This window comes from Streptomyces sp. NPDC096193, assembly GCF_040302905.1.
In the GTDB taxonomy this organism is placed as follows: Bacteria; Actinomycetota; Actinomycetes; order Streptomycetales; family Streptomycetaceae; genus Streptomyces.
Window position 1 is genome coordinate 92,060 of record NZ_JBEOSJ010000007.1, and the last position, 26,143, is coordinate 118,202.

The following is a 26,143-nucleotide window of genomic DNA, read 5'->3' on the forward strand; positions in this document are numbered from 1 at the left end:
CCGTCGCACCGTCGCACCGTCGCACCGAGAAAGGCCCCATCCCTGTGCCCGATGTCCGCACCCGGCTCAGACGCGCACTCGCCGGTCCGATTCTGCTTCTGGCGGCCACCGTCGCCCCCGTCGCGGCCGCGCCACCCGCCGCCGCGAGCGGCACCCAGACGTCCACCGACGCGCTGACCGGTACGGAGCAGATCCTCTTCCGCTCCGGCACCGGGGGCTACGGCTGCTTCCGCATCCCGGCCCTCGTCCGCAGTAAGGCGGGCACGCTGCTCGCCTTCGCCGAGGCCCGCAAGTCACCCTCCTGCGCCGACCGCGGTCCCATCGACATCGTCGTCCGCCGGTCCACCAACGACGGCCGGACCTGGGGTCCGGTCAGGGTGGCGCTCGCGGGCAGCGAGAGCGACCCGGAGGCTCCCTTCACCCGCGGCAACGCCTCGCCCGTCGCCGACGAGATCACCGGCGACGTCTTTCTGCTCTCCACGTCGGAGCCGGCGACCGCCGGGCCCGGCGGCAAGCGACTCCCCTGGCTCCAGCGCAGCACCGACGACGGACTCACCTTCGGCGCACCCACGCCGCTGCCGCGGCTCAGCGGCGCCGACAAGGGCTGGTACGGCACCGGTCCCGCGCACGGCATCCAGCTGACGCAGGGCCCGGCCAAGGGCCGCCTCGTGGTGGGGGCCTACGAGAGCCCCAGCTCCACCACGCAGTACGTCGGACTGCTCTACAGCGACGACCACGGAGCGAGCTGGCACACCAGCGAGACCGCGAACTCCTACGAGAAGGACGTGCTGCTGCCGGGCGAGCCCGCGGTCGCCGAACTGCCCGGTGGAGACGTCTACATCGCGGCCCGCAACAACACCCCGGCCGGCCATCGCACGCACGCCGTGAGCACCGACGCGGGCACCACAGCGCCCGTCCAGCGAATCGTTTCCGGTCTCGTCACCCCGCAGGTGCAGGGGTCGGTGCTGGCGCTGCGGCAGACCTACCGCAGCACCCCGGGAGACACCCTCGTCTTCGCGGCGCCGTCCCACGCCACCGACCGGCAGTCCCTGCGCATCCGCTACTCGACGGACCGGGGCACCACCTGGCGCGACGCACCGGGCGGTCAGATCAACAACAAGCGCGCGGGATACTCCGATCTGGCCGAGCTCGGCGACGGAGAGCTCGGGCTCCTCTATGAGGGCGGCACGGACTTCTCCGCCGCCAACCTCTACTTCAACCGCTTCACCCCCTCCTCGGTCGGCGTGCCCGGCACCTTCACCGGCACCCCGTACCCGCAGCCCTCGCCGCCCGCAGGGCGGACCACACCGGACGCCGGCCCCGAAGCCAACGACGCCTATCTGGGTGGCGGTTCGGCACTCGGCAGCGGCCGCTTCGGCCAGGGCCTGGTGCTGGACGGGACGGGAGACACGGCCGATCTGCCGTACACCCCGTCCCTGAATCCGGGCGCGGGGGACGTCACGTACTCGATGTTCTTCCGCTACTCGGCGACGGCGAGCAGCCCGCAGCAGGCCCTGATGTGGGCCTACGGCTTCGGCGCGGGCAAACCCCAGATGTGGGTGCGCGCCCAGCCCGGCCAGGACCGGCTGTACGCCTGGGCCCAGACCACCGCCGGGTCGGTGGGGATCGCGCTGCCCGACCCCGGCGCCTCGATCGCGTACGGGGACGGCGCCTGGCATCAGCTGTCGCTGGTCCGCTCGGCCGGACAGTTCCGGCTGGCCGTGGACGGCGGCGTGCCCGCGCTCGGCACCGGGGCGACCGGCTCGCTGACCGACGGCCGCGCCCAGGGCGTCGACGGCATCCGGCTGGGCGCCAAGCCGGCCGCCGGCGCGGGCGAGCACTTCAGCGGTTCGCTCGACGAGTTCCGGCTCCACCGCACCGCTCTGACGGACGGCCAGCTGGAGTCACTGCGGACGTCCAACAGCGCCCCGGACGCGGAGGCCACCCGGTCCGTGCGGCTGCCCTTCCAGTCCGTGGACACCGCCGAGGTGCCCGCGCTCACGCCGGTGGGCGTCGAGGACGACGTCTCCGGCCACTGCGCCGACGGCACCCTGCTCGGCGGCCTCCCCACCGAAACGGCGGGACGCGTCGGCAAGGGGGCGATCGGCGTCTCGGCCACCCGGCCGGGCGTCGAGGTGCCCTACGTCCCGGCGCTCGGCGTCGGCTCCGGGGACTTCACCTACACGATGTGGTTCGCGCACTCGGCGAGCCGGACGACCCCGAACGCGGCGCTGCTGTGGGCGTACGGCTCCGCGTCCGGCGAGCCGTCGCTGTGGGTGCGGGCCCAGCCCGCCCAGGACCGGCTGTACGCCTGGGCCCAGACCCCGGCGGGACCGGTGCAGATCGCGCTGCCCGACCTGGGCGCCTCGGTCGCGTACGGCGACGGGGGCTGGCATCTGCTGGCCCTCAGCCGCAGCGGCGGCACCCTGCGGCTGAGTGTGGACGGAGGCCCCGCCGTGGAGGCAGGCGGACTGTCCGGGTCGCTGACGGCCGCGGCGAACCCGGAGGGCCTGCGCGTCGGCTCCAAGCCGGGCAACTCCGACGTCCTCACCGGGCGCGTCGACGACGTGCGGCTCTACCCGCGCGCGCTCGGCGACGCCGAAGTGACGAAGGTCGCGCAGTCCGCGGTGGGTTCGACCGGCGGCTACCCCGCCGACCTCCCCTCGCTGTGGTGGTCCATGGAGGCCGGGAACACCGAGGTCCACTCGGTGGCACGGCCCGCGGCCGGGCCGGCGACACCCGACACGTCCGCGCACTGCAACCACGCTCACGTCCGGGGCGGTGCCCTGCCCTCGGGCGGAGGCCGGTTCGGCGACGGGCTCGCGCTCGACGGCACGGACGACGGCGTGGAGCTGCCGTACGGCGCCGACGAGGCCCTGGGCGCAGGGGACTTCACCGTCGCGACCTGGCTGAAGTACACCGCGGGCCCGTCGACGGGCAGCCAGGTGGTCCTGTGGGCGTACGGGACGGGCAGCTCGGAACGGCAGCTGTGGCTGCGCGCCCAGCCGGGCCAGGACCGGCTCTCCGCACTCCTCCAGACGGACACCGCGGCCGTGCCGCTGTACGCAAGCGACAGCGGCAGCTCGTCCGCCTTCGGCGACGGGGCCTGGCACCACGTCGTGATCGAACGCTCCGGCGGGCTGGTGTCGCTGTCGGTCGACGGCAGGGTCCTGGACGACGCACCCGCCCCGACCGGTTCGGTGACCTACGGCGACAGCTTCGCGGTGACCGGCTTCCAGCTGGGCGCGCGGCCGGACGGTGTGGAGCGGTTCAAGGGGTCGCTGGACGAGTTCCGGCTGATCCGGCGGTCGCTGAGCGAGACGGAGGCGGCCTCGCTGAGGTCGTCCAACGCGGACACCGGGACGGCGACCACGGTGAGGCTGCCGTTCGAATCGGTGAGCGCTCAGGGCTACGCCCGGATGTGACGAGCCCCTCGCGGTGACCCGCAGCCACGCACAGCCACCCGCCGTGCACCTTCCGCCGCCGGCCGGGCGCCCCACACGGCCCGGCCGGCGGCGGGGGCCACGGGGCCCGGAAGCGGGTGCCCACCCCACCGATCACGGTCCCCGGCGCCGCGTCGCCGCGACGACGCCAACACTTCACCTGGCTCACACCGGCCCGTGGTGTGCGTGCCGCCCGTTCACGCCTACGTTCCCGACATGCCCTCTCTGTTGCGCAACCGTCTGACGAAGCGAGTCCTGCACCCCGCGGTCGCCGCGGTCGACCACCTCCTGGACCGTGGTGCGGTCCGGAACGCGAAGCCCCTGCGGCACGAACTCGACGTCCTGCGGCGAGAGATGGACGAGATGAAGCGGCAGCAGTACGCGGTCGGGCTGCTGTTCGACGCCACGGCCCGCAGCGGCCACCGCGTCCCGCAGGAACGGCAGGTCGACATGCTGGTGGGCGCGATACAGACAGTGAGCGGCGGCACGGAGCACGCCCGCCGGAACGTGGTCGTCGCCTACCGCACGCTGATCGCGATGGAAGCCCTCGCGGTGGGCCGGATCGCGGGCTCCACCTCGAACATCTGCGGAAAGCTCGCCACCGTTCCGCTGCTCTCCCCGCCCAACGGCAACATTCTGGAGATCGGCACCCTGCACGGGCTGTTCGCCTCCGCTCTGCTGCGCATGGTCCACCGGGCCGGCATCGAGCCCGACCTCACCATCGTCGACCCGCTGGCCGGAGCGCAGCTCCAGCCGGGCACCTCGACGGGCGCCGACCCCACCGGGACCCCGGTGCGCGAGGACGTGGTGCGGGCCAACCTGGCGCTCGGCGGCAGCCGGGCGGGCCTCGACGCCCGGATCCAGCAGGGCTTCTCCTCCGACCCCGAGGTGCGTGCGGCGGTCTCCGACCGGAAGTACGGCGTGATCATCGTGGACGGCGACCACTCCGAGGAGGGCGTGCGCGCCGATCTGGAGTGGGTCGAGGAGATCGCCGCCCCCGGCGGCATCGTGGTCCTCGACGACTACGGCGACGTGGCGTGGCCCGGTGTCCAGGACGCGCTGGACAAGCACCTGGTGGGCGGGACCTCACGGCTGCGCATGCTGGGCCGGGTCGCCACGTCCGCGTTCCTGCGCGCCGACTGAGCATCCGGCATGCGCGGCCCCGTGCTCAGGAGCGTCAGCGGCTGAAGAACTTCTGCTGCCGGCTGATCGCGCGGCGCAGCTCCTGAGGCAGCTGGTGATAGGGCCCGTACGCCCGCTCCGTGTCGTACAGCAGACCCTGGAACTGCTGCTGGGCCGCCGTGTGATCGCCCACGGCCAGCAGCAGGTTCCCGATCCGGTGCCGCACGTCGAAGGCCCGGGCCGGGTCGGAACTCGCCGACTGCTGGTTCTCGTAGAACGGCAGGACCGCCCGGTACTCGGCGAGAGCGGCGGCCGGCTCGCCGAGCTGCTCCAGACACTGCGCCGCGTCGTAGCGGAACTGAAGCGTCTGCGGGTCGGCCGGTCCCGCCTCCGCGGCCCGGTCGTCCGCGAGGCGGCGCAGCTCCGGCAGCGCCCGGCGGTACTGCCCGTCGTCCATCAGGGTGGTGGCGTACTGCTTGCGCAGGATGCGCACGACCGGCGAGTGCTCGCCGTGCTCGGCGGCGGCCGCCGGGAGGATCCCGCCGAGGATGTCCACGGCCCGGGTGATGCTGCCCTCGCCGAGCAGACGCTTGGCCTCGTCGACGGCGCCCGCGACATCGGGGCGCGGCGCGGGCGGGGCGGTGGGCATCGCGGGCGGTGGGGTGGCGACCCGGTCGGGCCAGGGTGCGTGCGGGCGCAGGAAGGGGCGGGTCGGATCGAGCGGACCGCCCGCCGGGGTCCGTACGGCGGAGGCCGCGGGCATGCCGCGCACCGGCAGCAGCGGCGCGAGCGCCTCGTACACGTCCTGGGCGCCGGAGGGGCGGTGCTGCGGGTCCTTGGCGAGCAGCCGCAGGACGAGCGCCTCCAGCGGCTCGGGGATCTCCGGGCGTAGCCGGCGGATCGGGAGCGGCGCCTCGTACAGGTGACGGTGCAGCACCCCGAGCGCGGTGGAACCGGCGAACGGCACGTTCCCGCTGAGCAGTTCGTGCAGCAGCACCCCGAGGGCGTACAGATCGGTGTACGGGCCGACGGCGCCGCCCATCGCCTGCTCGGGGGCCATGTAGGCGGGGCTGCCGATCGGTGAGCCGGTGTGGGTGAGGCGCGTGGTGTCGGTGTCGATGACGGAGGCGACGCCGAGATCGAGGACGGTGACGGTGCCGTCCGGCTTCACCATCACGTTCCGCGGCTTGAGGTCGCGGTGGACGATGGGCACGGCGTGCACGGCGGCGAGGACGGCGCACAGCTGGGCGGCGACCGAGACGGCCCACTGCCAGGGGTAGGGCTCGTGCTCGGCGAGATGGTCGGCGAGGTCGGCGCCCTCGACGTACTGCATGACGAGATAGAGGTCGTCGTCGTCGCTGCCCGCGTCGTGGACGGTGACCAGGCCCGGGTGCGAGACCTGGGCGGTCACCCGGCACTCGCGCACGAAGCGGCGGCGCATCTCGCCGGCGGCGGTCGCGGCGGCCATGTGGTCGGGGCGCAGCAGCTTGACGGCGACCCGGCGGTCGAGCCGCCCGTCGTACGCCGTCCAGACCTGGCCCATGCCACCCTGCCCGATGATGGTGGAGAGCTCGTAACGGCCCGCGATGACGCGTCCGTTCACCGGCCCTGCTCCTTGCGCAGGTAGTCACTCAGCTCGTCGAGCTCGGCGCGTACCTGGTCGATGCGGGGCTTGTCGGAGGGCGCGTGCGGCTGCCCCTGCGGCTGGGGTGCCGGGTGCGGCGGCGGTGTCCGGTGCGGCTGTTGAGCCTGGTGCGGCTGCTGCGGCGGGATCGGCTGCGCGGGCGGGTAGCCGTAGCCCGGCGCCGGTGTCGCCGGCGGGATCGGCGCGGACTGCACCGGATGCCCCATGGGATGGGCCGGCGGCCCGTAGGCGTTCCAGGCGGGACGCGGCTGCTGGTAGTGACGTATGTCCGCCACCAGATAGTGCACGGGCACACCGAGAGCCATGCCGAACAGCACGGCCATGCACACGTAGTCGACCGGGCGCGGCTCCGCCTCCTGGGCGGCGTTCACCTCGGCCTCGGAGCCGAAGATCCCGATGACCACGAAGGTGGTGATCGACAGGGCGAGGCTCAGCCAGAACAGCAGCCAGTCCGTGCGCCGGCGGCGCATGACGGCGATCCGCAGCATCGTGCCCCAGGCGAGGAGGCCGCAGGTGAGCAGCGCGAGGGCCACGAAGAGCACGCGGAGGGTGATGAGAACCGCGCTCGACGGGGTACCGGGCTGCGGCGGGGCATAGCCGTGGCCGTGCATTCCTGCTCCTGATGGCCTGGGGACAAGGCAGATGATGAGGGGACGAGCGTATACACCGACACGGACAACGTGACCCGGGTTGTACGGACCGGCTGTCCGATACGTCACGTCGAAAGAAGCCGACCGCTTCCGGCCCTCTCCCCGGGGGCGCCGGTCCGTGATCAGCGCGGTCCCGCGGACCGGGGGCGTGACCGGTCCGGGCGCCCCCGTGGCCGCCGTCACGCCGTCACGCCGTCACGCCGTCACGGCCCCAGGAGCATGTCGCCCGTCATGCCCGGAGCGTGCCGTCCGTCAGGCCCGGAGCGTGCCGTCCGTCAGGCCGTCGTACAGCCCCTGGACGAGCTGCTCCCCGAGCCGTCCCGCCAGCCGCAGCGCGTCCTCGAACGCGGCCAGGGTGCGGAAACGTTCGCCGTAGCGCTGCTGGTCGTCCGGTGGCAGCCGCGGCAGTTGCAGCCGGCGTACGTCGAGCCGGGTCGCGGTCGACGCATAGCTGCTGGCCTGCCGGGTGTTGGCGGTGCCGCGCAGGAAACCGGCGAGGAACCACGGGTCGAGCGCGGCCGGATCGGGCCGCAGGAGCTGGAGGTTGCGGCCGAGCGCCGCACCCGCCGTCGCGGTGTCGACGACGCGGACCACCGATCCGCCGCCGAGGACGGGGACGACGACATCGCCCTCCTCCAGGAGGACGGGCTCCTCCTCGGGCCCCTCGGGGAGCGCGCCGGAGGGCGCGGCGCCCGCGAGGACGTCGTGCTCGGTGAGGACGGGGACGTGCGGTCCCGCCGTGGCGCCCGGGCCGCCGGCCCGGATCAACAGCGCACCCGCGCGGGCCAGTTCGCCGACGGTGGTGGCGGGCCAGGGGGCGGGCCGGTCGTCGGCGGCGGGTGAGGGGGTGAGTTCGCCGGTCAGCCGGAGGGTGTCGGCGAGCCGGTCGCGTACGAGCAGCAGTTCTTCCGCACCGCCACCCGCGGCGGTCGGTGGCACATGCCGGGCCGGGGCGAGATCCACATCGTCGTCGAGGAGCCCGATGACCGGCACCGAGCGACTGACGCCGGGGCGTTCGTCGGCGGTGCCGTCGCGGTCGAAGCGCCGCCAGGCGTCGAGGACGGCGGTCTGCACCGCCTGCCAGTCGAGCTTGTCGCGGCCACCGGCCGCACCGGCCAGTTCGGCGGTGTCGACGAGCAGCAGTTCGGAGGCGGGCGGCCGGCCAGCCTCCGGCTTGCGCAGCACCCACAGATGCAGGGGGATTCCGTACGGGGGCGCGGCCCCGGCGGGCAGGGCGACGACGGCCCGCAGCGCACCGCGGCGCAGCAGCCCCGCGCGGATACGGCGTCCCGAGCGGCGGGACGCGGCGGCGGGCGGCATGAGCAGCACCGCGGTGCCGCCGGGGCGCAGCCGGGCCAGCGCGTGCTGGACCCAGGCCAGTTCGGACTCGGTACGGGCCGGGAAGCCGTACTCCCAGCGCGGGTCGTAGGCGAGCTCGTCGTGGCCCCAGTTGCGCTCGTTGAACGGCGGATGGCACAGGACGGCGTCGACTGCGGCCTCGGGGAAGGCGTCCGCGCGCAGGGTGTCGCCGCAACGGGCCCGGACGGTGGCGTCGGAGTGCAGCGCGAGACGCAGAGCGGTGAGCGCGGTGAGGTCGGGGTCGGCGTCCTGGGCGTAGAGGGCTTCGGGGTGCTCCACGGCGCGCAGCAGCGTGCCGGCTCCCGCGGCCGGGTCGAGAACGCTCCCGGCGGGGCCGGCGACAGCGGCCATGAGGGCGGCCGGGCCGGGCGGGGTGAGCGTGTACTGGCGGAGGTTGGCGTCGAGGAAGCGCCCGAGCAGGAACTCGTAGGTCTGCCGGTGGCCCAGCTCGCCGGCGAGTTCGGCGACCGAGCGCAGCAGGGGCACGCTGTGAACACCTCCGGCGATCGAGGGCACGCCCGAGGAGTGTTCGGAGGCGCCGAGCTCACGGAAGAGTTCACCGCGGTCGTCGCCGAACCGCGCGGCCAGCACCTGTTCCATCGCGGTCGGCAGCAGCAGCTCCGCCACGCGCTCGTCCGAAGCCGCCGTGAGCTCCTGCCAGACGGTCGGCCTGTCGCGTACGAGCAGCAGTGCGCAGCCCGCCTGGATCAGCGCGGTGGCGGCGGTGGACGGGTGGTCGGCGAGTTGTTGCCAGACCCGTTCACGCAACGGGACCTCGGCGAGTTTGCCCTGGTCACGCAGCCACTGCTCGACCTCCGCGAGGGCGAAGGAGGGGCTGGTCTCGGTGCCGCCGACGGGCCTCGGGAAGTCCGCGTGCCGGCGCCGCCAGTTGCTGACCGCGGCCCGTCCGACCCCCGCCAGCCGGGCGATCCCCGCGGCCGTCACCTCGCTCGCGTTCTCCGGCACCTGCCGCCTCCTTCGTCCGCACCGCCCGGCCCTGCCCGTTGGTTGTGCCGCCGAGCATACCGGCGCTCATGAAACGCGGACCTTCACAGTGTGAGTGAACCCAAATCTCATGAACTTTGTTGACTCGGTTCACAGGCTCTGCTCTCATTGACCCGTCGCTACACGGGGACTTCACCGGTTCCCACCCACTTCACGTCCCCGGAGGACATCCATGTCCCACTCCATGCAGCAGCCGCAGTACAACGCGCCCCAGGCGCCGTACACCCCGGCACCCGCCCCGGCCCGCAACGGTCTCGGCACGGCGGCGCTGGTGCTCGGCATCATCGGCACCGTCTCCGGTCTGATCCCGTTCTTCTTCTGGCTGGCCGGCATCCTCGGACTGATCGCCCTGATCCTGGGGCTGGCGGGCCGGGGCCGGGTCAAGCGCGGCGAGGCCGGCAACAAGGGAGTGACCACCACCGGCGCGGTGCTCGGTCTGGTCGCGATGATCCTCTCGGTGGTCGGCGCGGTGCTCACCTTCAAGGCCGTGGACGACGCGGTCGACGAGCTCAACAAGGCGGCCACCGGCACCACGGCGGCGAAGGAGCCGGGCGCCGCGAAGAGCGACGGCGCGGCGAAGGACGAGGCCAAGGGCGACGCGAAGGGCGACAAAGGTGCGGGCCTCGCGGCCGGCGACAGCGCCGTCTACGACGACGGTGTGAAGATCACCGTCTCCGCGCCGAAGGCCTACAAGCCGAGCGAGTTCGCCGTCGGTCACACCGAGGGCAACAAGGCCTACGAGGTGACCGTGGTCGTCGAGAACGGCGGCAGCAAGAAGTTCGACGCCACGCTGGTGATGCCGGACGCCCGCGCCGGCAAGGACGGCGTCCCCGCCGAGCAGATCTTCGACGACAAGATCGGCACCGGCTTCAGCGGCACTGTCCTGCCCGGCAAGAAGTCCACGGTCCGGTTCGCCTTCGATGTCCCGGCCGCCGCCAAGGACCTGACGGTCGAGGTCAGCCCGGGCTTCACCTACGACGCCTCGCAGTGGGAGCTGAAGCTCTGACCGGCCGGGCCGGGCCCTGACACCCCCGTCCCCGGCGCACCCCCACCCCCTTCCCTGTCCTTCTCCTGCTCCCCTCCCTCTTCCCCCCTCTGTCTTTCTCCCCCCTTTACTCCCTCTCTCTTTCTCCTCTCCGCCCTTCTTCCCTCCGTCCCGACTCACCCCGGAGACCAGTCATGCAGGCCATCGCTTCCGCCCGCCACCGCCGTACCGCCGTCACCGTTCTCGCCGTCGCCGTCGCGTTCGGCGGCGCGGCCTGCGGATCGCTCGACGCGGACCCCGAGGGCACGAGGGGTCCGGCCGCTGCCACCGCCGAGAAGTCCCCCGAGGCTTTCCCCGGGCTGTCCGGCCCCGAGATAGCCAACAGAGCCGTCACCGCCACCAAAGCGGCCACCTCGCTGACCCTCGACGTCACGCTGAAGACGGCCGACGGCCCCCTGAAGGGCTACATGGCGATCAGCAAGAAGGGCGACTGCGCCGGCACCCTGTCCGTCGGCTCCGACGGGACGGCCGAGCTGATCAAGACGGGCGGCACCGCCTATCTCCGTTTTGACGAGGCGCTGTTGACATCGCAGAACAAGGGGGCGTCTGCCGAGGAGCAGAAGGCCGTGCTGGAGATGATGAAGGGCCGCTGGATCAAGACGGACGCCTCCGACGCCGAGGCCCGGGACAGCCTCGAACTCTGCGATCTGAACAAGCTGCTCGCGGACCTGGAGGCGAACGACACAGCCGCGCGCCGGGTCGGCGAGACCACGGTCGGCGGCCGCAAGGCGGTGAAGCTCACCGAATCGGACGGCAAGGAGACCTACACGGTGTACGTCGCGGCGGAGGGCGAGCCCTATCTGCTGAAGTTCGAGCAGGCCGGCGGCGAGGAGCCGGGCACGATGACGTTCTCCGGGTTCGACAAGCCCGTTGCGGCGAAGAAGCCCGCGGCCAAGGACATCCTCGACCTGGACAAGCTCGGCGAGCAGTGAGGGACGGCGGCGCGCGGTCGCCCCAAGAAGCACGGAGCACAGAGCACGCCGAAAAGCACAGGGCCGCCACGAGCACGGGCGCCACGAGCGCGGGCGGCACGAGCGCGGGCGGCACGCGAGGCCCGAGAACCGAAGGAGGCCGCCCCTCGGGGCGGCCTCCTCGCGTCCTTGCCGGATTCGCGTCCTTCCCGGATTCGCGTCGTTCCGGACTTCGCTCGTTCCCCGGACCGGAAACGCTCACACGCTGTGGCGCACCCACACATTGGGCTCCACATAGACGGCGTACCCGCGGTCGCTCTCGCAGTGCACCGGGACCAGTGCGCCAGGCACCTCCACCGGCCCGGCCGTGTCGAACGGCAGCCCGGTCCAGGTGCGCCACTGCGCCAGCGAGCCGGAGACGGTCATCGACGCCGGAGCCACCGAATCGATCACTCCGCCGGCCCGGACATGAACCCGCAGCCACGGGTCGTACGGCAGGCCGTCGTCGGGGCGGGTGCGGTGGGCGTACTCCTCGATCAGGGTCCGCGGCTCCTCGCTCTTGCGGTTCGGCCGCACCGGCGCCACCAGATCGGTGAAGCCGAGCCTGCGCACGTTGTCGCGCATCGCCGCCAGCATCCGGCCCGATATGCCCTTGCCCTGCCGGCCGTCAGCGACGGTGATCTCGATCGCGCTCACCGTGTCGGGCGCGCGGCCGTGCCGCAGATCGGAGAAAGCCCACAGCATCACCTGGTCCCAGCCACCCTCGGGCAGTGCGCGGCGCCCGTCCGCGTCCAGCCGGAAGGGCACGCTGAACGCCCGTGCGGCGACGCGGCCCTCGGAGTCGGTGGCCACCAGTACGTACTCGGGCAGTTCGGTGAGGATCCGCCCCATGTTGGCCCAGCCCACCGGGTCGTGCAGAACGAACTCCGGCCAGGTCTCGGGCATCTGCCAGAGCGGATCCCGCAGTTCGGGCCGGTCGGCGAGGGTGGTGACAGTCAGGTCCATCCGGGCAGACTAGCTGCGGGGATCTCTCACCCCCACCGAATTTTTCCGACGGTCGGCAGCACAGGTCCGGGCGCCCGCACCGTCCAGGACGCGGCGGTCGCTCGGCGTGAGACGGCCGCGCTCAGCCGCCGCACTGCGCGAGCATGACCTTCTTGTCCGCGACCGTCACCGGCAGGGCGTACTTCACCGCGACCTGCGAGACCCGCACCGCGTACGAGCAGCGGATCGACTTGTTCGGCGGCAGCCACGACGCCGGGCCCGAGTCGCTCTTCGAGCTGTTGGCCCGACCCGCCACGGGCAGCAGATTCAGCGGGTCGTTGGCGAGTTGCTGCCGCTTCTTCACCGGCCACCGCGCCGCGCCGAGCTGCCAGCCGTACGAGAGCGGGACGACGTGATCTATCTGGACCTCCGACGCGTCCTGCTTGCGCCAGTCGATGACCGCGCCGGTGTACGGATCGTCGAGGGTCATCGCGACGACGACGCAGTCGGAGCCCGAGCGGTGCCGCACCTCCTTGCCGTCGCGGGCCAGGAGATCGTTGCGGGTGTCGCAGCCGTTGCGGGCGAGCGGGACTCCGTCGACGCTGTCCATCCAGGCGTAGCCGAAGCGGTCCCGGTCGTACCCCGTCCTGGGGCCGCGGCCCTTCGTGGTCACCTTCTCGATCAGCCGGCGGGCGGCGGCCCGGTCGTCTTCGGAGCTGAGCGGTGCGAGCCCCGGCTTGGTCCCGTCCGGGTTCGCGAGCGGACTGGTGCCGGACCCCTTGCCGGGTGCGACGGCCGACTCGGTGGCCTTGGGGTCCCCCGGCAGCGCGGTGCCCTCGCAGGAGGTGAGCAGTGCGGCGGCGACGACCGCGGTGAGGCCGGCGGCGAGTGTGCGCGATGTACGGGCTCCGGGTGTGGTCACGTCCGTAGGCTACTGAGCCGCGCCCAATCGCCGTACAGGGCAGGTGGTTTCGGCCCGTATCGCACCCTGTGCACCGATAGGGTCCGGACCGGTGGTTCCTCGCCGCGCGGAACGCGGACGGCGGGCGTAGCGTCGAGAGTGCCCAGGTCCCCTCCGGAAGGAGGAGGAGCGCACATATCTCTTCAGATCGATCCAGGAATCAATCGCACACGCACCGTCCGCGGAGCCGAGCCGGCCCCCGCGGGCGGTGCGGCCGTCGCGCCACGGTGCACTCGGCGACACGTGGACCGCGCCGCGCCGCATGACACCGGGACAGCGAGCGCGGAAGCCGTCCCCGGACCGCGCACCCCATTAATCAGGCCCGATCGGAGCACGCGGCTGCGTACCGTACCTCCATGCCCGAACTCCAGCGCCTGCGCGCCGACCACGCCCCCGCCCTGCTCGCCTTCGAGCTGGAGAACCGGGACTACTTCGCCGCTTCCGTCCCGGACCGCGGCGACGACTACTTCGCGCGGTTCGACGCCCGGCACGCCGAACTGCTCGCCCAACAGGCCGCCGGGCTGGACCACTTCCATCTGCTGATCGCCGCCGACGGGGAGGTGCTGGGGCGGGTCAACCTGGTCGAGGTGGCGGACGGGTCCGCCGAACTCGGCTTCCGGATCGCCAAGAGCGCCGCCCGGCAGGGACTCGCCACCTCCGCCGTCCGCCGGATCTGCGCACTGGCCGCCGGGGAGTACGGGCTGACGAGCCTGCGGGCCCGGGCGACGCTCGACAACGCGGGCTCGCGGGCCGTGCTGGCCCGTGCCGGTTTCAGGCCCATCGGCGAGGTCACCCTGTCCGGGCAGCCGGCAACGAGCTACATACGGAAACTGACCGCGGCCGACGCCGCCGGGTAACGGGACCCCGCCCCGGCACGAGGCGCGACACCGGCACCGGCACCGGCACCGGCACCGGCACCGGCACCGGGGAGCGGACAGGCCCCGGCGCCGGAAAGCGGTCGGACCCTGGTGCCGGGCCGGGCACCTGGAGGCGCCCTGCACCGTGAGGCTCCCTGCTCCGTGAGGCTCCCGCCCCGCGAGGCTCCGGTGCCGCGAGGCGTCCCTACGACCCCAGAATCGTCGTCAGGAACTCCCCGGTCCAGCTCAGCAGTTCGCGTCCGACCACCGGCTTTCCGCCGATCTTGCCCGTCGTCGGCCGCGGCACCAGGATCTGGTGGATCGCCGGCTTGATGATCGTGCGCGGGTACAGCCGCTTGAGGCGCAGCTCCTGCGACTCCCTCAACTCCACCGGGGCGAAGCGGATGTTCGGGCCCTGGAGCACGATCTCGCCGACGCCGCACGCCCGTGCCAGCATCCGCAGGCCCGCCACCAGCAGCAGGTTCTCGACCGGCTCGGGCAACTTGCCGTAGCGGTCGGTCAGTTCCTCGCGGACCGCCTTGATGTCCTCCTCCGAGTTCGCGGAGGCGATCGCGCGGTACGCCTGGAGCCGCAGGCGCTCGCCCGGGGCGTAGTCGTGCGGGACGTGCGCGTCGACCGGGAGCTCGATCTTGACCTCCAGCGGCGGTTCCTCCTCCACACCGCCGTCGAGCGAGGCCCGGTAGTCCGCGACCGCCTCGCCGACCATGCGCACGTACAGGTCGAAGCCCACGCCCGCGATGTGGCCGGACTGCTCGCCGCCGAGCAGATTGCCCGCGCCGCGGATCTCCAGGTCCTTCATCGCCACGTACATGCCCGCGCCCATCTCGGTGTGCTGGGCGATCGTCGCGAGACGCTCGTGCGCGGTCTCGGTGAGCGGCTTCTCCGGCGGGTAGAGGAAGTAGGCGTATCCGCGCTCACGACTACGGCCGACCCGGCCGCGCAGCTGGTGCAGCTGCGAGAGACCGAAGTTGTCCCCGCGCTCCACGATCAGGGTGTTGGCGTTGGAGATGTCGATGCCCGACTCGACGATCGTGGTGGACACGAGGACGTCGAACTTCTTCTCCCAGAAGTCCACGACGACCTGCTCCAGCGCCGATTCGCCCATCTGACCGTGCGCTGTCGCGATCCGCGCCTCGGGGACGATCTCCCGCAGCCGGGCGGCGGCCCGGTCGATGGACTCGACGCGGTTGTGGATGTAGAAGACCTGGCCCTCGCGCAGCAGTTCACGCCGGATCGCCGCGCCGATCTGCTTCTGCTCGTAGGGGCCGACGAAGGTCAGGACCGGGTGCCGCTCCTCCGGCGGGGTGGTGATCGTCGACATCTCGCGGATGCCGGTGACCGCCATCTCCAGCGTTCGCGGGATCGGTGTCGCCGACATCGTCAGGACGTCGACGTTGGCGCGGAGCTTCTTCAGCTGCTCCTTGTGCTCGACGCCGAAGCGCTGCTCCTCGTCCACCACGACCAGTCCGAGGTCCTTGAACTTGGTCTCCGAGGAGAACAGCCGGTGCGTGCCGATGACGATGTCGACCGAGCCGTCCCGCAGCCCCTCCAGGGTCGCCTTGGCCTCCGTGTCGGACTGGAAGCGGGACAGCGCGCGTACGTTCACCGGGAACTGGGAGTAGCGCTCGGAGAACGTCCCGAAGTGCTGCTGCACCAGCAGCGTCGTCGGCACCAGCACGGCGACCTGTTTGCCGTCCTGGACGGCCTTGAAGGCCGCTCTCACGGCGATCTCGGTTTTGCCGTAGCCGACGTCGCCGCAGATCAGCCGGTCCATCGGGACCGTCTTCTCCATGTCTTCCTTGACCTCGGCGATCGTGGAGAGCTGGTCGGGCGTCTCCACGTACGCGAACGCGTCCTCCAGCTCGCGCTGCCAGGGCGTGTCCGCCCCGAAGGCATGGCCGGGCGCGGCCATGCGGGCGCTGTAGAGCTTGATGAGGTCCGCGGCGATCTCCTTGACCGCCTTCTTCGCGCGCGCCTTCGTCTTCGTCCAGTCCGCGCCGCCGAGCCGGTGCAGGGTGGGCGCCTCGCCGCCGACGTACTTGGTGACCTGCTCCAGCTGGTCGGTGGGGATGTAGAGCCGGTCGCCGGGCTGGCCGCGCTTGGCGGGGGCGTACTCGACGAGCAGGTACTCGCGGGTCGCGCCCTGGACGGTGCGCTGGACCATCTCGATGTAGCGGCCCACGCCGTGCTGCTCGTGGACGATGTAGTCGCCCGCCTCCAGCGTGAGCGGGTCGATGGTCTTGCGCCGCTTCGCCGGCATCCGCCGGCCGTCCTTGCCGGCCGCCTTCTGGCCGGACAGATCGGTCTCGGTGAGGACGGCGAGCCGCAGGCCCGGGTCGATGAAGCCGTAGTCGATCGAGCCGCAGGCGACGTGGACGACGGACGGCGACATGTCGGTCAGCGCGGAGTCCAGGCGGGCGGGGATGCCCTCGCCGCCGAGCACCTCGACGGTGCGGGCCGCGGGGCCGTGCGCTTCGGTCACATAGACCGTGCGCCAGCCGTCCGCCAGCCAGCCCTTGGTGTCGGCGAGGGCGCGCGCGGTGTCGCCGCGGTACGTCTCGGGGGCGTGCATGCCCAGCTTGACGGTGTCGTCGGACAGTTCCTCGTCGGCTGCGAACTGCGAGACCGTCCACCACATCATGCCGAGCTCGCGGGCCCGGTCCCGGACGTCGGCGATGCCCCACAGCGATGCCGCGCCGACGTCGATCGGCGCCTCGCCCCCGCCCGCCGTCGCCGCCCACGACGCCTGGAGGAACTCATGCGAGGTGGCCACCAGGTCGGCCGCGCGGGTCCGCACCCGCTCCGGGTCGCACACGACGGTCATCGCGCCCTGCGGCAGCACGTCCAGAAGCAGTTCCATCTCGTCCACGAGGACGGGCGCGAGGGACTCCATGCCCTCGACCGCGATGCCCTCGGCGATCTTGTTCAGCAGCTCGCCGAGTTCCGGGTGGCGCTCGGCGAGGGCCGCCGCCCGCCGGCGCACCTCGTCGGTCAGCAGCAGCTCGCGGCAGGGCGGCGCCCACAGTCCGTGCTCGGCGATCTCCAGCGAACGCTGGTCGGCGATCTTGAAGTAGCGGATCTCCTCGACGTCGTCGCCCCAGAACTCCACCCGCAGCGGGTGCTCCTCGGTCGGCGGGAAGACGTCCAGGATGCCGCCGCGCACGGCGAACTCGCCGCGCTTCTCGACCAGCTCCACCCGGGAGTAGGCGGCGGCCGCCAGGGCGTCCACGATCTCGTTCAGATCGGCCTGCTGTCCGGTCCTCAGCGCCACCGGATCCAGCTCGCCGAGGCCCTTGACCTGCGGCTGGAGCACGGAGCGGATCGGTGCGACGACGACGGAGACCGGGCCCGCGGCCGGATCGTCCTTCGACGGGTGGGTCAGCCTGCGCAGCACCGCGAGCCTGCGGCCCACGGTGTCGGAGCGGGGCGAGAGCCGCTCGTGCGGCAGCGTCTCCCACGAGGGGTACTCCGCGATGCCCTCCTCCGGCAGCAGCGAGCGCAGCGCCGCCGCCAGGTCCTCCGCCTCCCGACCCGTCGCGGTCACGGCGAGCACCGGACGCCCGGCCTCGCGGGCCAGCGCCGCCACGGCGAAGGGGCGCGCCGCCGGAGGTCCGACCAGGTCCAGATGCATACGGTTGGCGTCCCGTGCGGCCTGCACCGCTTCGGCGAGCGCAGGGTCGGTGACGACGGCATCGAGCAGACCGTGCAGGCTCATCAAGGGCTTCCATCCCGGGGAGTGGGCAACGCGAATGACCCGACTCTTCTGTCGTGCCCCACTGTCGAGGGCAGGGGGAGGGCCGGGGGTCTCCAGCGTACGACGCTGCTCCGACACTCGCGTCCGGAATCCACGCTGCGCGGTGCGGCCCGCAGGCGGGTGACCAGGCGCGTCCGCACGAACCGGGGCGGACTGCCCGGTGCCGGAGACGCGTTGACCGGCAGAGGGGGCTGCCCGGCAGCCGCCCGGACCAACTGCCGGCCGCCCGCCCGAAGCCGCCCGCCCGGCGCCCGAGCCTCCCCCGGGGCGGCCGCCCACCCGAAGCCTCCCGCCGACCCCAATCCCCCCGGCCCCCGCCGGCCCGCCCACGCGGGGCGGTCACCGTGGAGACGCCCGGCAGCGTCGGGCCCCCGCCGACCCGAAGCCTCCCGCCGGGCGCCCCGCCGACCAGAAAGCCTTCCCCGGGCACCCCGCCGACCCGAAGCCTTCCGCCGACCCGAATCTCCCCCCGGCCCCCCGGCCCGCCCACGCGGGGCGCGGTCACCGTGGAGACGCCCGGCAGCGTCGGGCCCCGCCCCCGGGCAAGCCCCACCGCGCCCCGCCTCCCCCTGGACAGACCGCGGCCCCGGAGTGTCCGGTGAACACTCCGGGGCCGCCCCCCGTTCCGTACGCCCGGAGGCAGTGGCGCTACTCCGTGGCGATGGCGTTGAGGACGTTCATCCGTCCCGCACGGAAGGCGGGGACCAGGGCCGCGAACAGCCCCACGAACGCCGACCCGACGAACACGGTCAGGATCGTCGGCCACGGGATCTCCAGGACCCCCAGACCTTCCAGTGCCAGCAGCTTCTGGGCCGCCGTGCCCCAGCCCATGCCCAGACCGAGGCCGAGCAGCGCGCCGAAGAGGGCGATGACCACGGACTCCAGCCGGATCATGCGGCGCAGCTGGCGCCGGGAGAGGCCGATCGCCCGCAGCAGGCCGATCTCGCGGGTCCGCTCGACCACCGAGAGCGCCAGGGTGTTCACCACCCCGAGCACCGCGACGATGATCGCGAGGGCGAGCAGTCCGTAGACGATGTTCAGCAGCTGGCCGACCTGGTCCTTCAGGTCCTGCTTGAAGTCGGTCTGGTCCTGCACCTTGTACTGCGGGTACGCGGCGAGCGAGGACTTGAGCGCGGTGTAGGCCTCCTTCTCCTTGCCGTCGTCGGCGGAGGCGAACAGGATCAGGTTCTTCGGCAGCTTGTCGGCCGGGATGTACTGCTCGGCCGTGGCCGTGCTGGTGTACTTCGCGCCCTTGTCGACGTTGCCGTCGTCCGAGGTGATGGCGGCGACCTTCAGCTTCGCGCTCTCACCGCCCTGGAAGGCGACGGTGAGCGTGTCGCCCACCTTCACGCCGTGCTCCTCGGCGTAGGTGTCGCCCACCGACATGGCGTTCTTGCCGTACGCGGCGGACAGTTCACCGCCCACGGTCTTGCGCCGCAGGTCCTGGGCGTAGGTGGCGTCGGCGGCGACGAGTTCGTCGTCGACGGTCTTGCCGTCGGGCGAGGTGATCTTCGCGTTGACACCCTTGTACTGGGTGACGTGCGCGATGCCCGGCGTCTTCTCCAGCGCCTGCTGGGCCTGCGGCACGATCGGCTGGCCGTTGGAGGACTGCACGATGAAGTCCGCGCCGACCGACTTGTCGAGCTCGTCGGTCGCGGAGGCGACCATCGAGGAGCCGACCACCGACAGGCAGGCCACCAGGGCGAGCCCGATCATCAGGGCAGCGCCGGTCGCTCCCGTACGGCGCGGGTTGCGCAGCGCGTTGCGCTCGGCCATCCGCCCGACCGGGCCGAACATCCGCAGCACGAGCGCGCTGATCACCTTGACCACGACACCGGCGAGCAGCGGTCCGACGACCACGAAGCCGATGAGCGAGAGGACCACACCGAGGCCGAGGAACATCGAGCCCTCGGCCGCCTTGTCGGCCTGGGTGGCGACCAGCAGGGCCGCGGCGCCGCCGCCGGTCAGGAGCAGTCCGATCGCGGCCCGCACCTTGCCGGCCCTGCCGTCCGCCGGCGTTCCGGCGTCACGCAGCGCGGCCATCGGCGAGACCTTGCCGGCGCGCCGGGCCGGCACATAGGCGGCGACGACGGTGACGACGATGCCGAGGACCAGGCCGACGACCGGGGTCGTCAGCTTCACCGTCAGATCGTCGGTGGACAGGTTCATCCCCAGGGAGCCCATGAGCTTCATCAGTCCGACGGCGAGGCCGACACCGGCCGCGATGCCCGCGACCGAGCCGACGATGCCGAGGAAGAGCGCCTCGATCAGGACGGACCGGTTCACCTGCCGGCGGCTGGAGCCGATGGCCCGCATCAGACCGATCTCGCGGGTGCGCTGGGCGACCAGCATCGAGAAGGTGTTGACGATGAGGAAGATGCCGACGAGGAGGGCGATCCCGGCGAAGCCGAGCATCGCGTACTTCATGACGTCGAGGAAGGAGCCGACCTCCTCGCGCCCCGCGTCGGCGGCCTCCTTCGCGGTCTGCAGCTTGTAGGGGGCGTCGAGCGTGGCGGCGATGTTCCCCTTGAGCTGCTCGTCGCTGACACCGTCGGCCGCCGTGACCGAGATGGCGGTGAACAGGCCTTCGCGGCCGAGGAGTTCACGCTGCGCGGTGGCGGTGTCGAAGTAGACGATCGTGGCACCCGGGTTGGTCACCTTGAAGGAGGCGATACCGGAGATCTTCGCCTTGAAGTCGCCCGTGACCGCGATGGTGCGCAGTTCGTCACCGATCTTCAGACGGTGCTTGTCGGCGGTGTCGGCGTCGACCATCATCTCGGTGGGTCCGCGCGGCGCGTGGCCGGAGGTGATCTCCATCGACTTGAGGTCGTTGTCGCTCCAGCCGCCGGCGATGGTCGGGGCACCGTTGGTGGCGCCGACGTCCTTGTTCTTCGCGTTGACGACGGTGACGCTCATGCTGGAGACGCCGCCGTCGACGGACTCGACGCCCTCGACGGACCTGACCTTCTCGACAAGGGACGCGTGCAGCGTCTCCGGCCGGCCGGTCAGCGGTGCGTCGTCATCGGCGCCCCGGGGGCTGACGGTGACATCGGAGGCGGTGCTGGCGAAGAGCTTGTCGAAGGTGGTGTTCATGGTGTCGGTGAACACCAGCGTCCCCGACACGAAGGCCACGGACAGCAGCACCGCCACGGCCGAGAGCGCCATCCGCCCCTTGTGCGCGAGGAAGTTGCGCAGAGAGGTTCTGAAGACGGTCACGACGTACGCCCCCGAGCGTCGAAGTCCTTCATGCGGTCGAGTACGGCGTCGGCGGTGGGCCGGAACATCTCGTCCACGATCCGGCCGTCGGCGAGGTAGAGGACACGGTCCGCGTAGGAGGCGGCCACCGGGTCGTGGGTGACCATCACGATGGTCTGGCCGAGCTCGTCCACCGAGCGGCGCAGGAAGCTGAGAACCTCCGCGCCGGCGCGGGAGTCGAGGTTTCCGGTCGGCTCGTCACCGAAGATGATCTCGGGACGGGCGGCGAGCGCCCTGGCCACGGCGACACGCTGCTGCTGGCCGCCGGAGAGCTGGGTGGGCCGGTGCTTGAGCCGGTCGGACAGGCCGACCGTCTCGACGACCCGGTTCAGCCAGCCGGCGTCCGGCTTGCGGCCCGCGATGTCCATGGGGAGCGTGATGTTCTCCAGGGCGTTGAGCGTCGGCAGCAGGTTGAAGGCCTGGAAGATGAAGCCGATCCGGTCCCGGCGCAGCTGCGTGAGCTTCTTGTCCTTGAGACCGGTGATCTCGGTGTCGTCGAGGTGGATCTGACCCGAGGTGACGGTGTCGAGCCCGGCGAGGCAGTGCATGAGGGTGGACTTGCCGGAGCCCGAGGGGCCCATGATCGCGGTGTACTGCCCGCGGGCGATGTCGACATCGACGTGGTCGAGTGCGACGACGCGGGTCTCCCCGCTGCCGTACGCCTTGACGACCTGGCGCCCACGCGCAGCGACGGCCGTACGCCCTCCGGTGTCCCCGTGCGGGGGAATGGTCACAGCCGTTGTCACGGTAAGTCTCCTATGTCGGTGAGATGACGTTGTCGCCGCGTGCGGTTCGAGTCTGTCGGCGGAAGCGCTCCGGCGCGCTGGTGCGAGGCGCAGTCTTCGACCGGGGGTTTTCCCCACCCCCCGGTGGCGCCGCCCCCGTTGCGGCCGTAAGAACAACCTAAGGAAACGCGTCCGCCGCTTCGTCGTCCCCCGGGACGAAAGCCCCCTGGCCACAAGTAGGGAGGTCCCCCTAGGGGCCTCCACCCGCGGGTGGAGGCCGGCCCGCTCGGGCTGCCCCCTCCCGCAGCGGCGGCCTCGAGTGAGAAGGTGTGGGGAAAATAGATGCGGGGGGAAAGGATCCAGCGGTGACGGAGACACCGGAGACGGAACCGCGAGGTCCCCTCTCCCCCACGAACGGCGGCGACGCCGGCACGGCGGCCCCAACGGGCCGCGGCCCGGTGGTCGCCGCTCTCATGCTCGGCATGGCGCTCGCCGCACTGGACGGCACCATCGTGTCCACCGCCGTACCGCAGATCGTCGGCGACCTCGGCGGCTTCTCCGTCTTCTCCTGGCTCTTCTCCGGCTACCTGCTCGCCGTCACCGTCACCCTGCCGGTGTACGGGAAACTCTCCGACACCTTCGGCCGCAAGCCCGTGCTCATCGCCGGGATCATCCTGTTCCTGCTCGGCTCCGTCCTGTGCGCGGCCGCGTGGAACATGGGCGCGCTGATCGCCTTCCGCGTCGTCCAGGGACTCGGCGGCGGCGCGCTCCAGGGCACCGTGCAGACCATCGCCGCCGACCTGTACCCCTTGAAGGAACGGCCGAAGATCCAGGCGCGGTTGTCCACCGTGTGGGCCGTCTCCGCCGTCGCCGGCCCCGCGATCGGCGGGCTGCTCGCCTCGTACGCCGACTGGCGCTGGATCTTCCTGATCAACCTCCCCGTCGGCGCCGTCGCCCTCTGGCTCGTCGCCCGCCATCTGCGCGAACCCTCCCGCCCCCGGCCCGCGGCACGCCCCCGTATCGACTGGCCCGGCGCACTCGCCGTCTTCGGCGCGGGTGTCCTGCTGCTCACCGCGCTCGTCCAGGGCGGCATCGCCTGGCCCTGGCTGTCGGCGCCCTCACTCGCCCTGCTCGGCGGCAGCGCGGCACTCATCGCCGTCACCGTCTTCGTCGAACGACGGGCCGCCGAACCGATCATCCCGGGCTGGGTCTGGCGCCGGCGCACCATCGCGGCGGTGAACCTCGCCCTCGGCGCCCTCGGACTGCTGATGGTGGCCCCGACCGTCTTCCTGCCCACCTACGCCCAGTCGGTCCTCGGCCTCGGCCCGATCGCCGCCGGCTTCGTGCTGTCCGTGATGACCCTGAGCTGGCCCGTCAGCGCGGCTCTGTCCAACCACGTCTACAACCGCATCGGTTTCCGGCGCACCGCGATGATCGGCATCACCCTCGCCGGACTGATCCTCGCGGCCTTCCCCCTGCTGCCCTACCCGGGCGCGCCCTGGCAGCCCGCCCTGCTCATGCTGCTGCTCGGCGGGGCGCTCGGACTCTTCCAACTCCCCCTGATCGTCGGCGTCCAGTCCACCGTGGGATGGTCCGAACGCGGTACGACGACCGCGTCCGTCCTCTTCTGCCGCCAGGTCGGCCAGAGCATGGGCGCCGCGCTCTTCGGCGCCGTGGCCAACGGGGTCCTCGCCGCGCGCCTCGGCAGCGCGGGCGACCTGGACTCCGTCTCGCACGCCCTGGAGAACCCCGCGGCCCTTACGGCCGACGCGGCGGACCGGTTGCGCCGAGCAGTGGACGCGGCGGTCGACCACGTCTATCTCGGCGCGGCGGCCGCGGCCGGGCTGTCGCTGCTGGTGCTGCTGTTCGTAGCACCGCGGCGCTTTCCCGTACTGGACGACAACGAGCAGCCGGTGGCGAAGAGTTAGACCGGGCTCTCCCCGAACGGGGGGCGTGGGCGCCGGTTCCGCGGGCGGGGTCTCCCCCTACGGCGCTGATGCCGTCCCTTCGTCCGGGGCGGGCGCCCAGCCCTCCGCCGCCCTCGTCCGGGGCAGGGCGCTCAGCCCTCCGCCGCCGCGCGGCCGGTCAGGGCCGCCAGGCTGTTGCGGATGTGCGCCATGTTCGCGTGCATCTCCTCACGCGTCTCCTCGTGCTCGCGCAGCATCCTCTCCGTCTCACGGGCCATGCGCTCCTCCTGCATCCGTGCCTGGGCGAGCAGTTCGGCGGCCTGCGCCTCCGCGTCCTCCTGGCCGTGGCGGGCGTACTCCTCCGCCTCCGCGAACGTGCGCTCGGCCTCGGCGAGAGCGGCCTCCGCGTACGCGGTCCGTTCGGCGTGTTCGGCCTCCAACGCCGCCTCGCGCTCGGCGAGTTCACGCTCCACCGCCTCCCAGCGCTCGGCCTGCTCCTCCTCCAGCTCGGCGAGCATGCCCTCCGCACGGCAACGCATCTCCCGCCACGCGCCCATCACCTCGCCGCGCTGCTCCTTCATCTCGCTGCGCGCCTCCGCACGGGCCTCGTCGGCCGCCGTCTGCGCCGCGAGGAGGATCTGCCGGGCGCGCTCCTCGGCGTCGGCCCGCAGCCCGTCGGCCTCCTCACGCGCCTTGTCCCGCAGCCGCTCCGCCTCCGCCCGCACGGCATCCGCCTCTGCCTGCGCCTCCTCGCGCGCCGTCGCCCGTACCTCCTCGGCCTCTTCCTCGGTCAGCGCGAGGAGGTACTGGGCGCGGCGGCTGAACGTCTCGTACGTCTGAGGGGCGAGCTTCGTGACGACCTCACGCAGCCGGGCCGCCTCCGCCTCCATGTCCTTGGCGAGGACGGTCAGCCGCGCGGCACGCTCCCAGGCGTCGTCGCGGTCCTGCGACAGGGCGGTGACGTAGGCGTCGGTCTCCTCCATGCGGTAACCCCGGCCACGGACGGCGGCGAAGCCGTGGGGTGACACCGATGCAGCGCTCATCCTTCAAGCCCCTCTCCGACGGAAAACGCGATTGTGCGCATATCCTGATGGATGCGGGCGAAACGCTCATAACGCGACACTCCCTGCGGAGAAAGCAAAGAGGGGCGCCCGGTCCGACCACCGACCAGGCGCCCCAATTGTCGTACTAACAGCCTTACAGTAGACCGTCCCACATCTGCTCCAGCAGGACCGACCACCAGCTCTCCGGCGACGCCAGCGCCGCCGGATCCAGCGCGGCGAGCTGCGCCTGGAAGTCGACCGTCCAGCGACCCGCCTGCTCCGGATTGAGACCGAAGCGCAGCCGCCACATCCGGCCGAGCAGCGCAAGGCAGCGCACGAACTCCGGCAGCCCGCTGTTCACGAACTGCGGCGCCACCGCCTGGCCACCGGGACCGGCCTCCACCGGCACCGCCACGATGTGCGCCGTGCCGTACTGGACGCAGATCGCCCGGCCGAAGTCGGTGCCCACCACCAGATACGATCCCGCGTCCACCGCGGGCTGCACCTGCCGCTGCGCCGCGAGCTCGGCCAGCGTCGGAACCACCGGCTGAGCGGGCTGCGCCCAGAAGAACGGGTTGAAGTCACCCGGCAGACCGGCCCACACCAGCGTGGCGCCGACCACCTCCGGCACCCCCTGACGCGACACGGCCCGCTGGTCGAACCGGCAGATGCCCTGCGGCCCGAACGCCGCCACCAGCTCCTGCGCGATCGCCTGCGGCGGGACCGGAGGCACCGCCTGCACCGGCGGCAGCGGCATCCGCACCGGCGCGGGGCGCGCCGGACCGTCCGCGACCTGGTGCAACTCGCCCTGATGCGTGACCAGTTGCTGCATGCCCTGCTGACGGCTGGCGTGATCCCTGCCGTACGGCGCGATGTTGGTGATCCGCGCCTGCGGCCAGGTCTCGCGGATCATCCGGGCGCAGTAACCACCCGGCAGCTCGCACGACTCCAGCTCGGTGTGCAGCTCCAGCACCTGCTGCGGCGGCACATTCATGGCCCGCAGCTCATGCAGGATCTGCCACTCCGGGTGCGGAGTACCGGGCGCGGAGCGGCGGATCAGCTGGGCCTCGGAACCGTCGGGCGCGCGGTAGCGCAGGACAGCCTGGTAGCCGGGACCGACCGTCGGCTGCCCGGGCGGCTGCGGAGGATAGCCGTACGCGGGCGGCTGAGCGCCCTGCGGCGGACCGGGCGGCGGTGTCGACGCATGCGAACCGGGCGCGCCGGGCGCACCGGGTGGCCCGGGCGGCTGCGGAGCACCGGGACCCATGGGATTGGGACCGGCCAGCATCGTCGCGGCATGGTGAACACCGCCACCGGGAGGCGGCGTCGAACCAGGAGGACCAGGCGGACCAGGAGGCAGCGGCACACCAGGAGCACCCGGCGCACCAGGAGGCCCCGGAGGCTGCGGAGCCCCAGGACCCGCCTGACCCGGATCCGCGAACATCGTCGCGGCATG

General features: G+C 72.3%; 16 protein-coding genes. 6 read left to right on the plus strand and 10 right to left on the minus strand.

What is annotated here, in order from left to right:
- Positions 1–44 precede the first annotated feature (44 nt).
- Both ABTX78_RS13360 and ABTX78_RS13365 read left to right on the plus strand, forming a co-directional pair.
- Complete coding sequence (locus tag ABTX78_RS13360) at positions 45–3,425, plus strand: LamG-like jellyroll fold domain-containing protein (protein WP_352206919.1); 3,381 nt, start codon at positions 45–47, stop codon at positions 3,423–3,425.
- Between the two features lie 234 nt (positions 3,426–3,659).
- Complete coding sequence (locus ABTX78_RS13365; RefSeq protein ID WP_352206920.1) at positions 3,660–4,586, plus strand: class I SAM-dependent methyltransferase; 927 nt, start codon at positions 3,660–3,662, stop codon at positions 4,584–4,586.
- 34 nt (positions 4,587–4,620) lie between these two features.
- Here the strand turns inward: ABTX78_RS13365 and ABTX78_RS13370 are convergent, their stop codons facing one another.
- From ABTX78_RS13370 to ABTX78_RS13380, 3 genes are all read right to left on the minus strand, one after another.
- On the minus strand, positions 4,621–6,168 hold the full coding sequence (locus tag ABTX78_RS13370; protein WP_352206921.1) for a serine/threonine-protein kinase: 1,548 nt from the start codon (positions 6,166–6,168) through the stop codon (positions 4,621–4,623).
- Positions 6,165–6,821 (minus strand): hypothetical protein, encoded by a 657-nt coding sequence (locus ABTX78_RS13375; protein ID WP_352206922.1) that lies wholly within the window; start codon positions 6,819–6,821, stop codon positions 6,165–6,167. The genes ABTX78_RS13370 and ABTX78_RS13375 overlap by 4 nt, the downstream gene beginning before the upstream one ends.
- Before the next feature lie 291 nt (positions 6,822–7,112).
- The gene (locus ABTX78_RS13380; protein WP_352206923.1) at positions 7,113–9,185 is read right to left on the minus strand and encodes an N-6 DNA methylase; all 2,073 of its coding nucleotides are present in this window, start codon (positions 9,183–9,185) and stop codon (positions 7,113–7,115) included.
- Between the two features lie 211 nt (positions 9,186–9,396).
- Here ABTX78_RS13380 and ABTX78_RS13385 point away from each other — a divergent pair, with 211 nt between their 5' ends.
- Positions 9,397–10,230 (plus strand): DUF4352 domain-containing protein, encoded by an 834-nt coding sequence (locus ABTX78_RS13385; RefSeq protein ID WP_352206924.1) that lies wholly within the window; start codon positions 9,397–9,399, stop codon positions 10,228–10,230.
- A 173-nt stretch (positions 10,231–10,403) separates the two neighbouring features.
- Positions 10,404–11,201, plus strand: a complete 798-nt coding sequence (locus ABTX78_RS13390; protein WP_352206925.1) for a LolA-like protein — start codon at positions 10,404–10,406, stop codon at positions 11,199–11,201.
- Positions 11,202–11,438: 237 nt separating this feature from the next.
- On the opposite strand, the gene ABTX78_RS13395 is transcribed toward ABTX78_RS13390, so the two are convergent.
- Both ABTX78_RS13395 and ABTX78_RS13400 read right to left on the minus strand, forming a co-directional pair.
- On the minus strand, positions 11,439–12,185 hold the full coding sequence (locus ABTX78_RS13395; protein WP_352206926.1) for an N-acetyltransferase: 747 nt from the start codon (positions 12,183–12,185) through the stop codon (positions 11,439–11,441).
- A gap of 121 nt (positions 12,186–12,306) precedes the next feature.
- Positions 12,307–13,086, minus strand: coding sequence for an HNH endonuclease family protein (locus tag ABTX78_RS13400; RefSeq protein ID WP_502993863.1), 780 nt, complete (start codon positions 13,084–13,086; stop codon positions 12,307–12,309).
- 395 nt (positions 13,087–13,481) lie between these two features.
- On the opposite strand from ABTX78_RS13400, the gene ABTX78_RS13405 reads away from it, so the two are divergent.
- Positions 13,482–13,982, plus strand: a complete 501-nt coding sequence (locus ABTX78_RS13405; RefSeq protein ID WP_352206927.1) for a GNAT family N-acetyltransferase — start codon at positions 13,482–13,484, stop codon at positions 13,980–13,982.
- 205 nt (positions 13,983–14,187) lie between these two features.
- Here ABTX78_RS13405 and mfd read toward each other — a convergent pair whose 3' ends face one another.
- The 3 genes from mfd to ABTX78_RS13420 form a co-directional block, all read right to left on the minus strand.
- The gene (gene mfd / locus ABTX78_RS13410) at positions 14,188–17,718 is read right to left on the minus strand and encodes a transcription-repair coupling factor (protein WP_352206928.1); all 3,531 of its coding nucleotides are present in this window, start codon (positions 17,716–17,718) and stop codon (positions 14,188–14,190) included.
- A 687-nt stretch (positions 17,719–18,405) separates the two neighbouring features.
- Positions 18,406–20,973, minus strand: coding sequence for an ABC transporter permease (locus ABTX78_RS13415; RefSeq protein WP_352206929.1), 2,568 nt, complete (start codon positions 20,971–20,973; stop codon positions 18,406–18,408).
- A complete protein-coding gene (locus ABTX78_RS13420; RefSeq protein WP_352206930.1) occupies positions 20,970–21,758 on the minus strand; it encodes an ABC transporter ATP-binding protein in 789 nt (262 codons plus the stop codon). The genes ABTX78_RS13415 and ABTX78_RS13420 overlap by 4 nt, the downstream gene beginning before the upstream one ends.
- A 344-nt stretch (positions 21,759–22,102) precedes the next feature.
- Between ABTX78_RS13420 and ABTX78_RS13425 the strand changes: the two genes are divergently transcribed.
- Positions 22,103–23,665, plus strand: a complete 1,563-nt coding sequence (locus ABTX78_RS13425; protein WP_352206931.1) for an MFS transporter — start codon at positions 22,103–22,105, stop codon at positions 23,663–23,665.
- 131 nt (positions 23,666–23,796) lie between these two features.
- Here ABTX78_RS13425 and ABTX78_RS13430 read toward each other — a convergent pair whose 3' ends face one another.
- Positions 23,797–24,687 (minus strand): cellulose-binding protein, encoded by an 891-nt coding sequence (locus tag ABTX78_RS13430; RefSeq protein WP_352206932.1) that lies wholly within the window; start codon positions 24,685–24,687, stop codon positions 23,797–23,799.
- A gap of 154 nt (positions 24,688–24,841) precedes the next feature.
- Positions 24,842–26,143 (minus strand): SUKH-4 family immunity protein (locus ABTX78_RS13435; protein ID WP_352206933.1); only part of this gene is annotated, 1,302 nt, incomplete at its 5' end.

What these genes read in the sequence shown, in the direction of transcription:
- ABTX78_RS13365 (WP_352206920.1), top strand. Translation starts at nt 3,660, where the DNA reads ATGCCCTCTCTGTTGCGCAACCGTCTGACGAAGCGAGTCCTGCACCCC.
- ABTX78_RS13375 (WP_352206922.1), bottom strand. Translation starts at nt 6,821, where the DNA reads ATGCACGGCCACGGCTATGCCCCGCCGCAGCCCGGTACCCCGTCGAGC.
- ABTX78_RS13385 (WP_352206924.1), top strand. Translation starts at nt 9,397, where the DNA reads ATGTCCCACTCCATGCAGCAGCCGCAGTACAACGCGCCCCAGGCGCCG.
- ABTX78_RS13390 (WP_352206925.1), top strand. Translation starts at nt 10,404, where the DNA reads ATGCAGGCCATCGCTTCCGCCCGCCACCGCCGTACCGCCGTCACCGTT.
- ABTX78_RS13395 (WP_352206926.1), bottom strand. Translation starts at nt 12,185, where the DNA reads ATGGACCTGACTGTCACCACCCTCGCCGACCGGCCCGAACTGCGGGAT.
- ABTX78_RS13405 (WP_352206927.1), top strand. Translation starts at nt 13,482, where the DNA reads ATGCCCGAACTCCAGCGCCTGCGCGCCGACCACGCCCCCGCCCTGCTC.
- mfd (WP_352206928.1), bottom strand. Translation starts at nt 17,718, where the DNA reads ATGAGCCTGCACGGTCTGCTCGATGCCGTCGTCACCGACCCTGCGCTC.
- ABTX78_RS13430 (WP_352206932.1), bottom strand. Translation starts at nt 24,687, where the DNA reads ATGAGCGCTGCATCGGTGTCACCCCACGGCTTCGCCGCCGTCCGTGGC.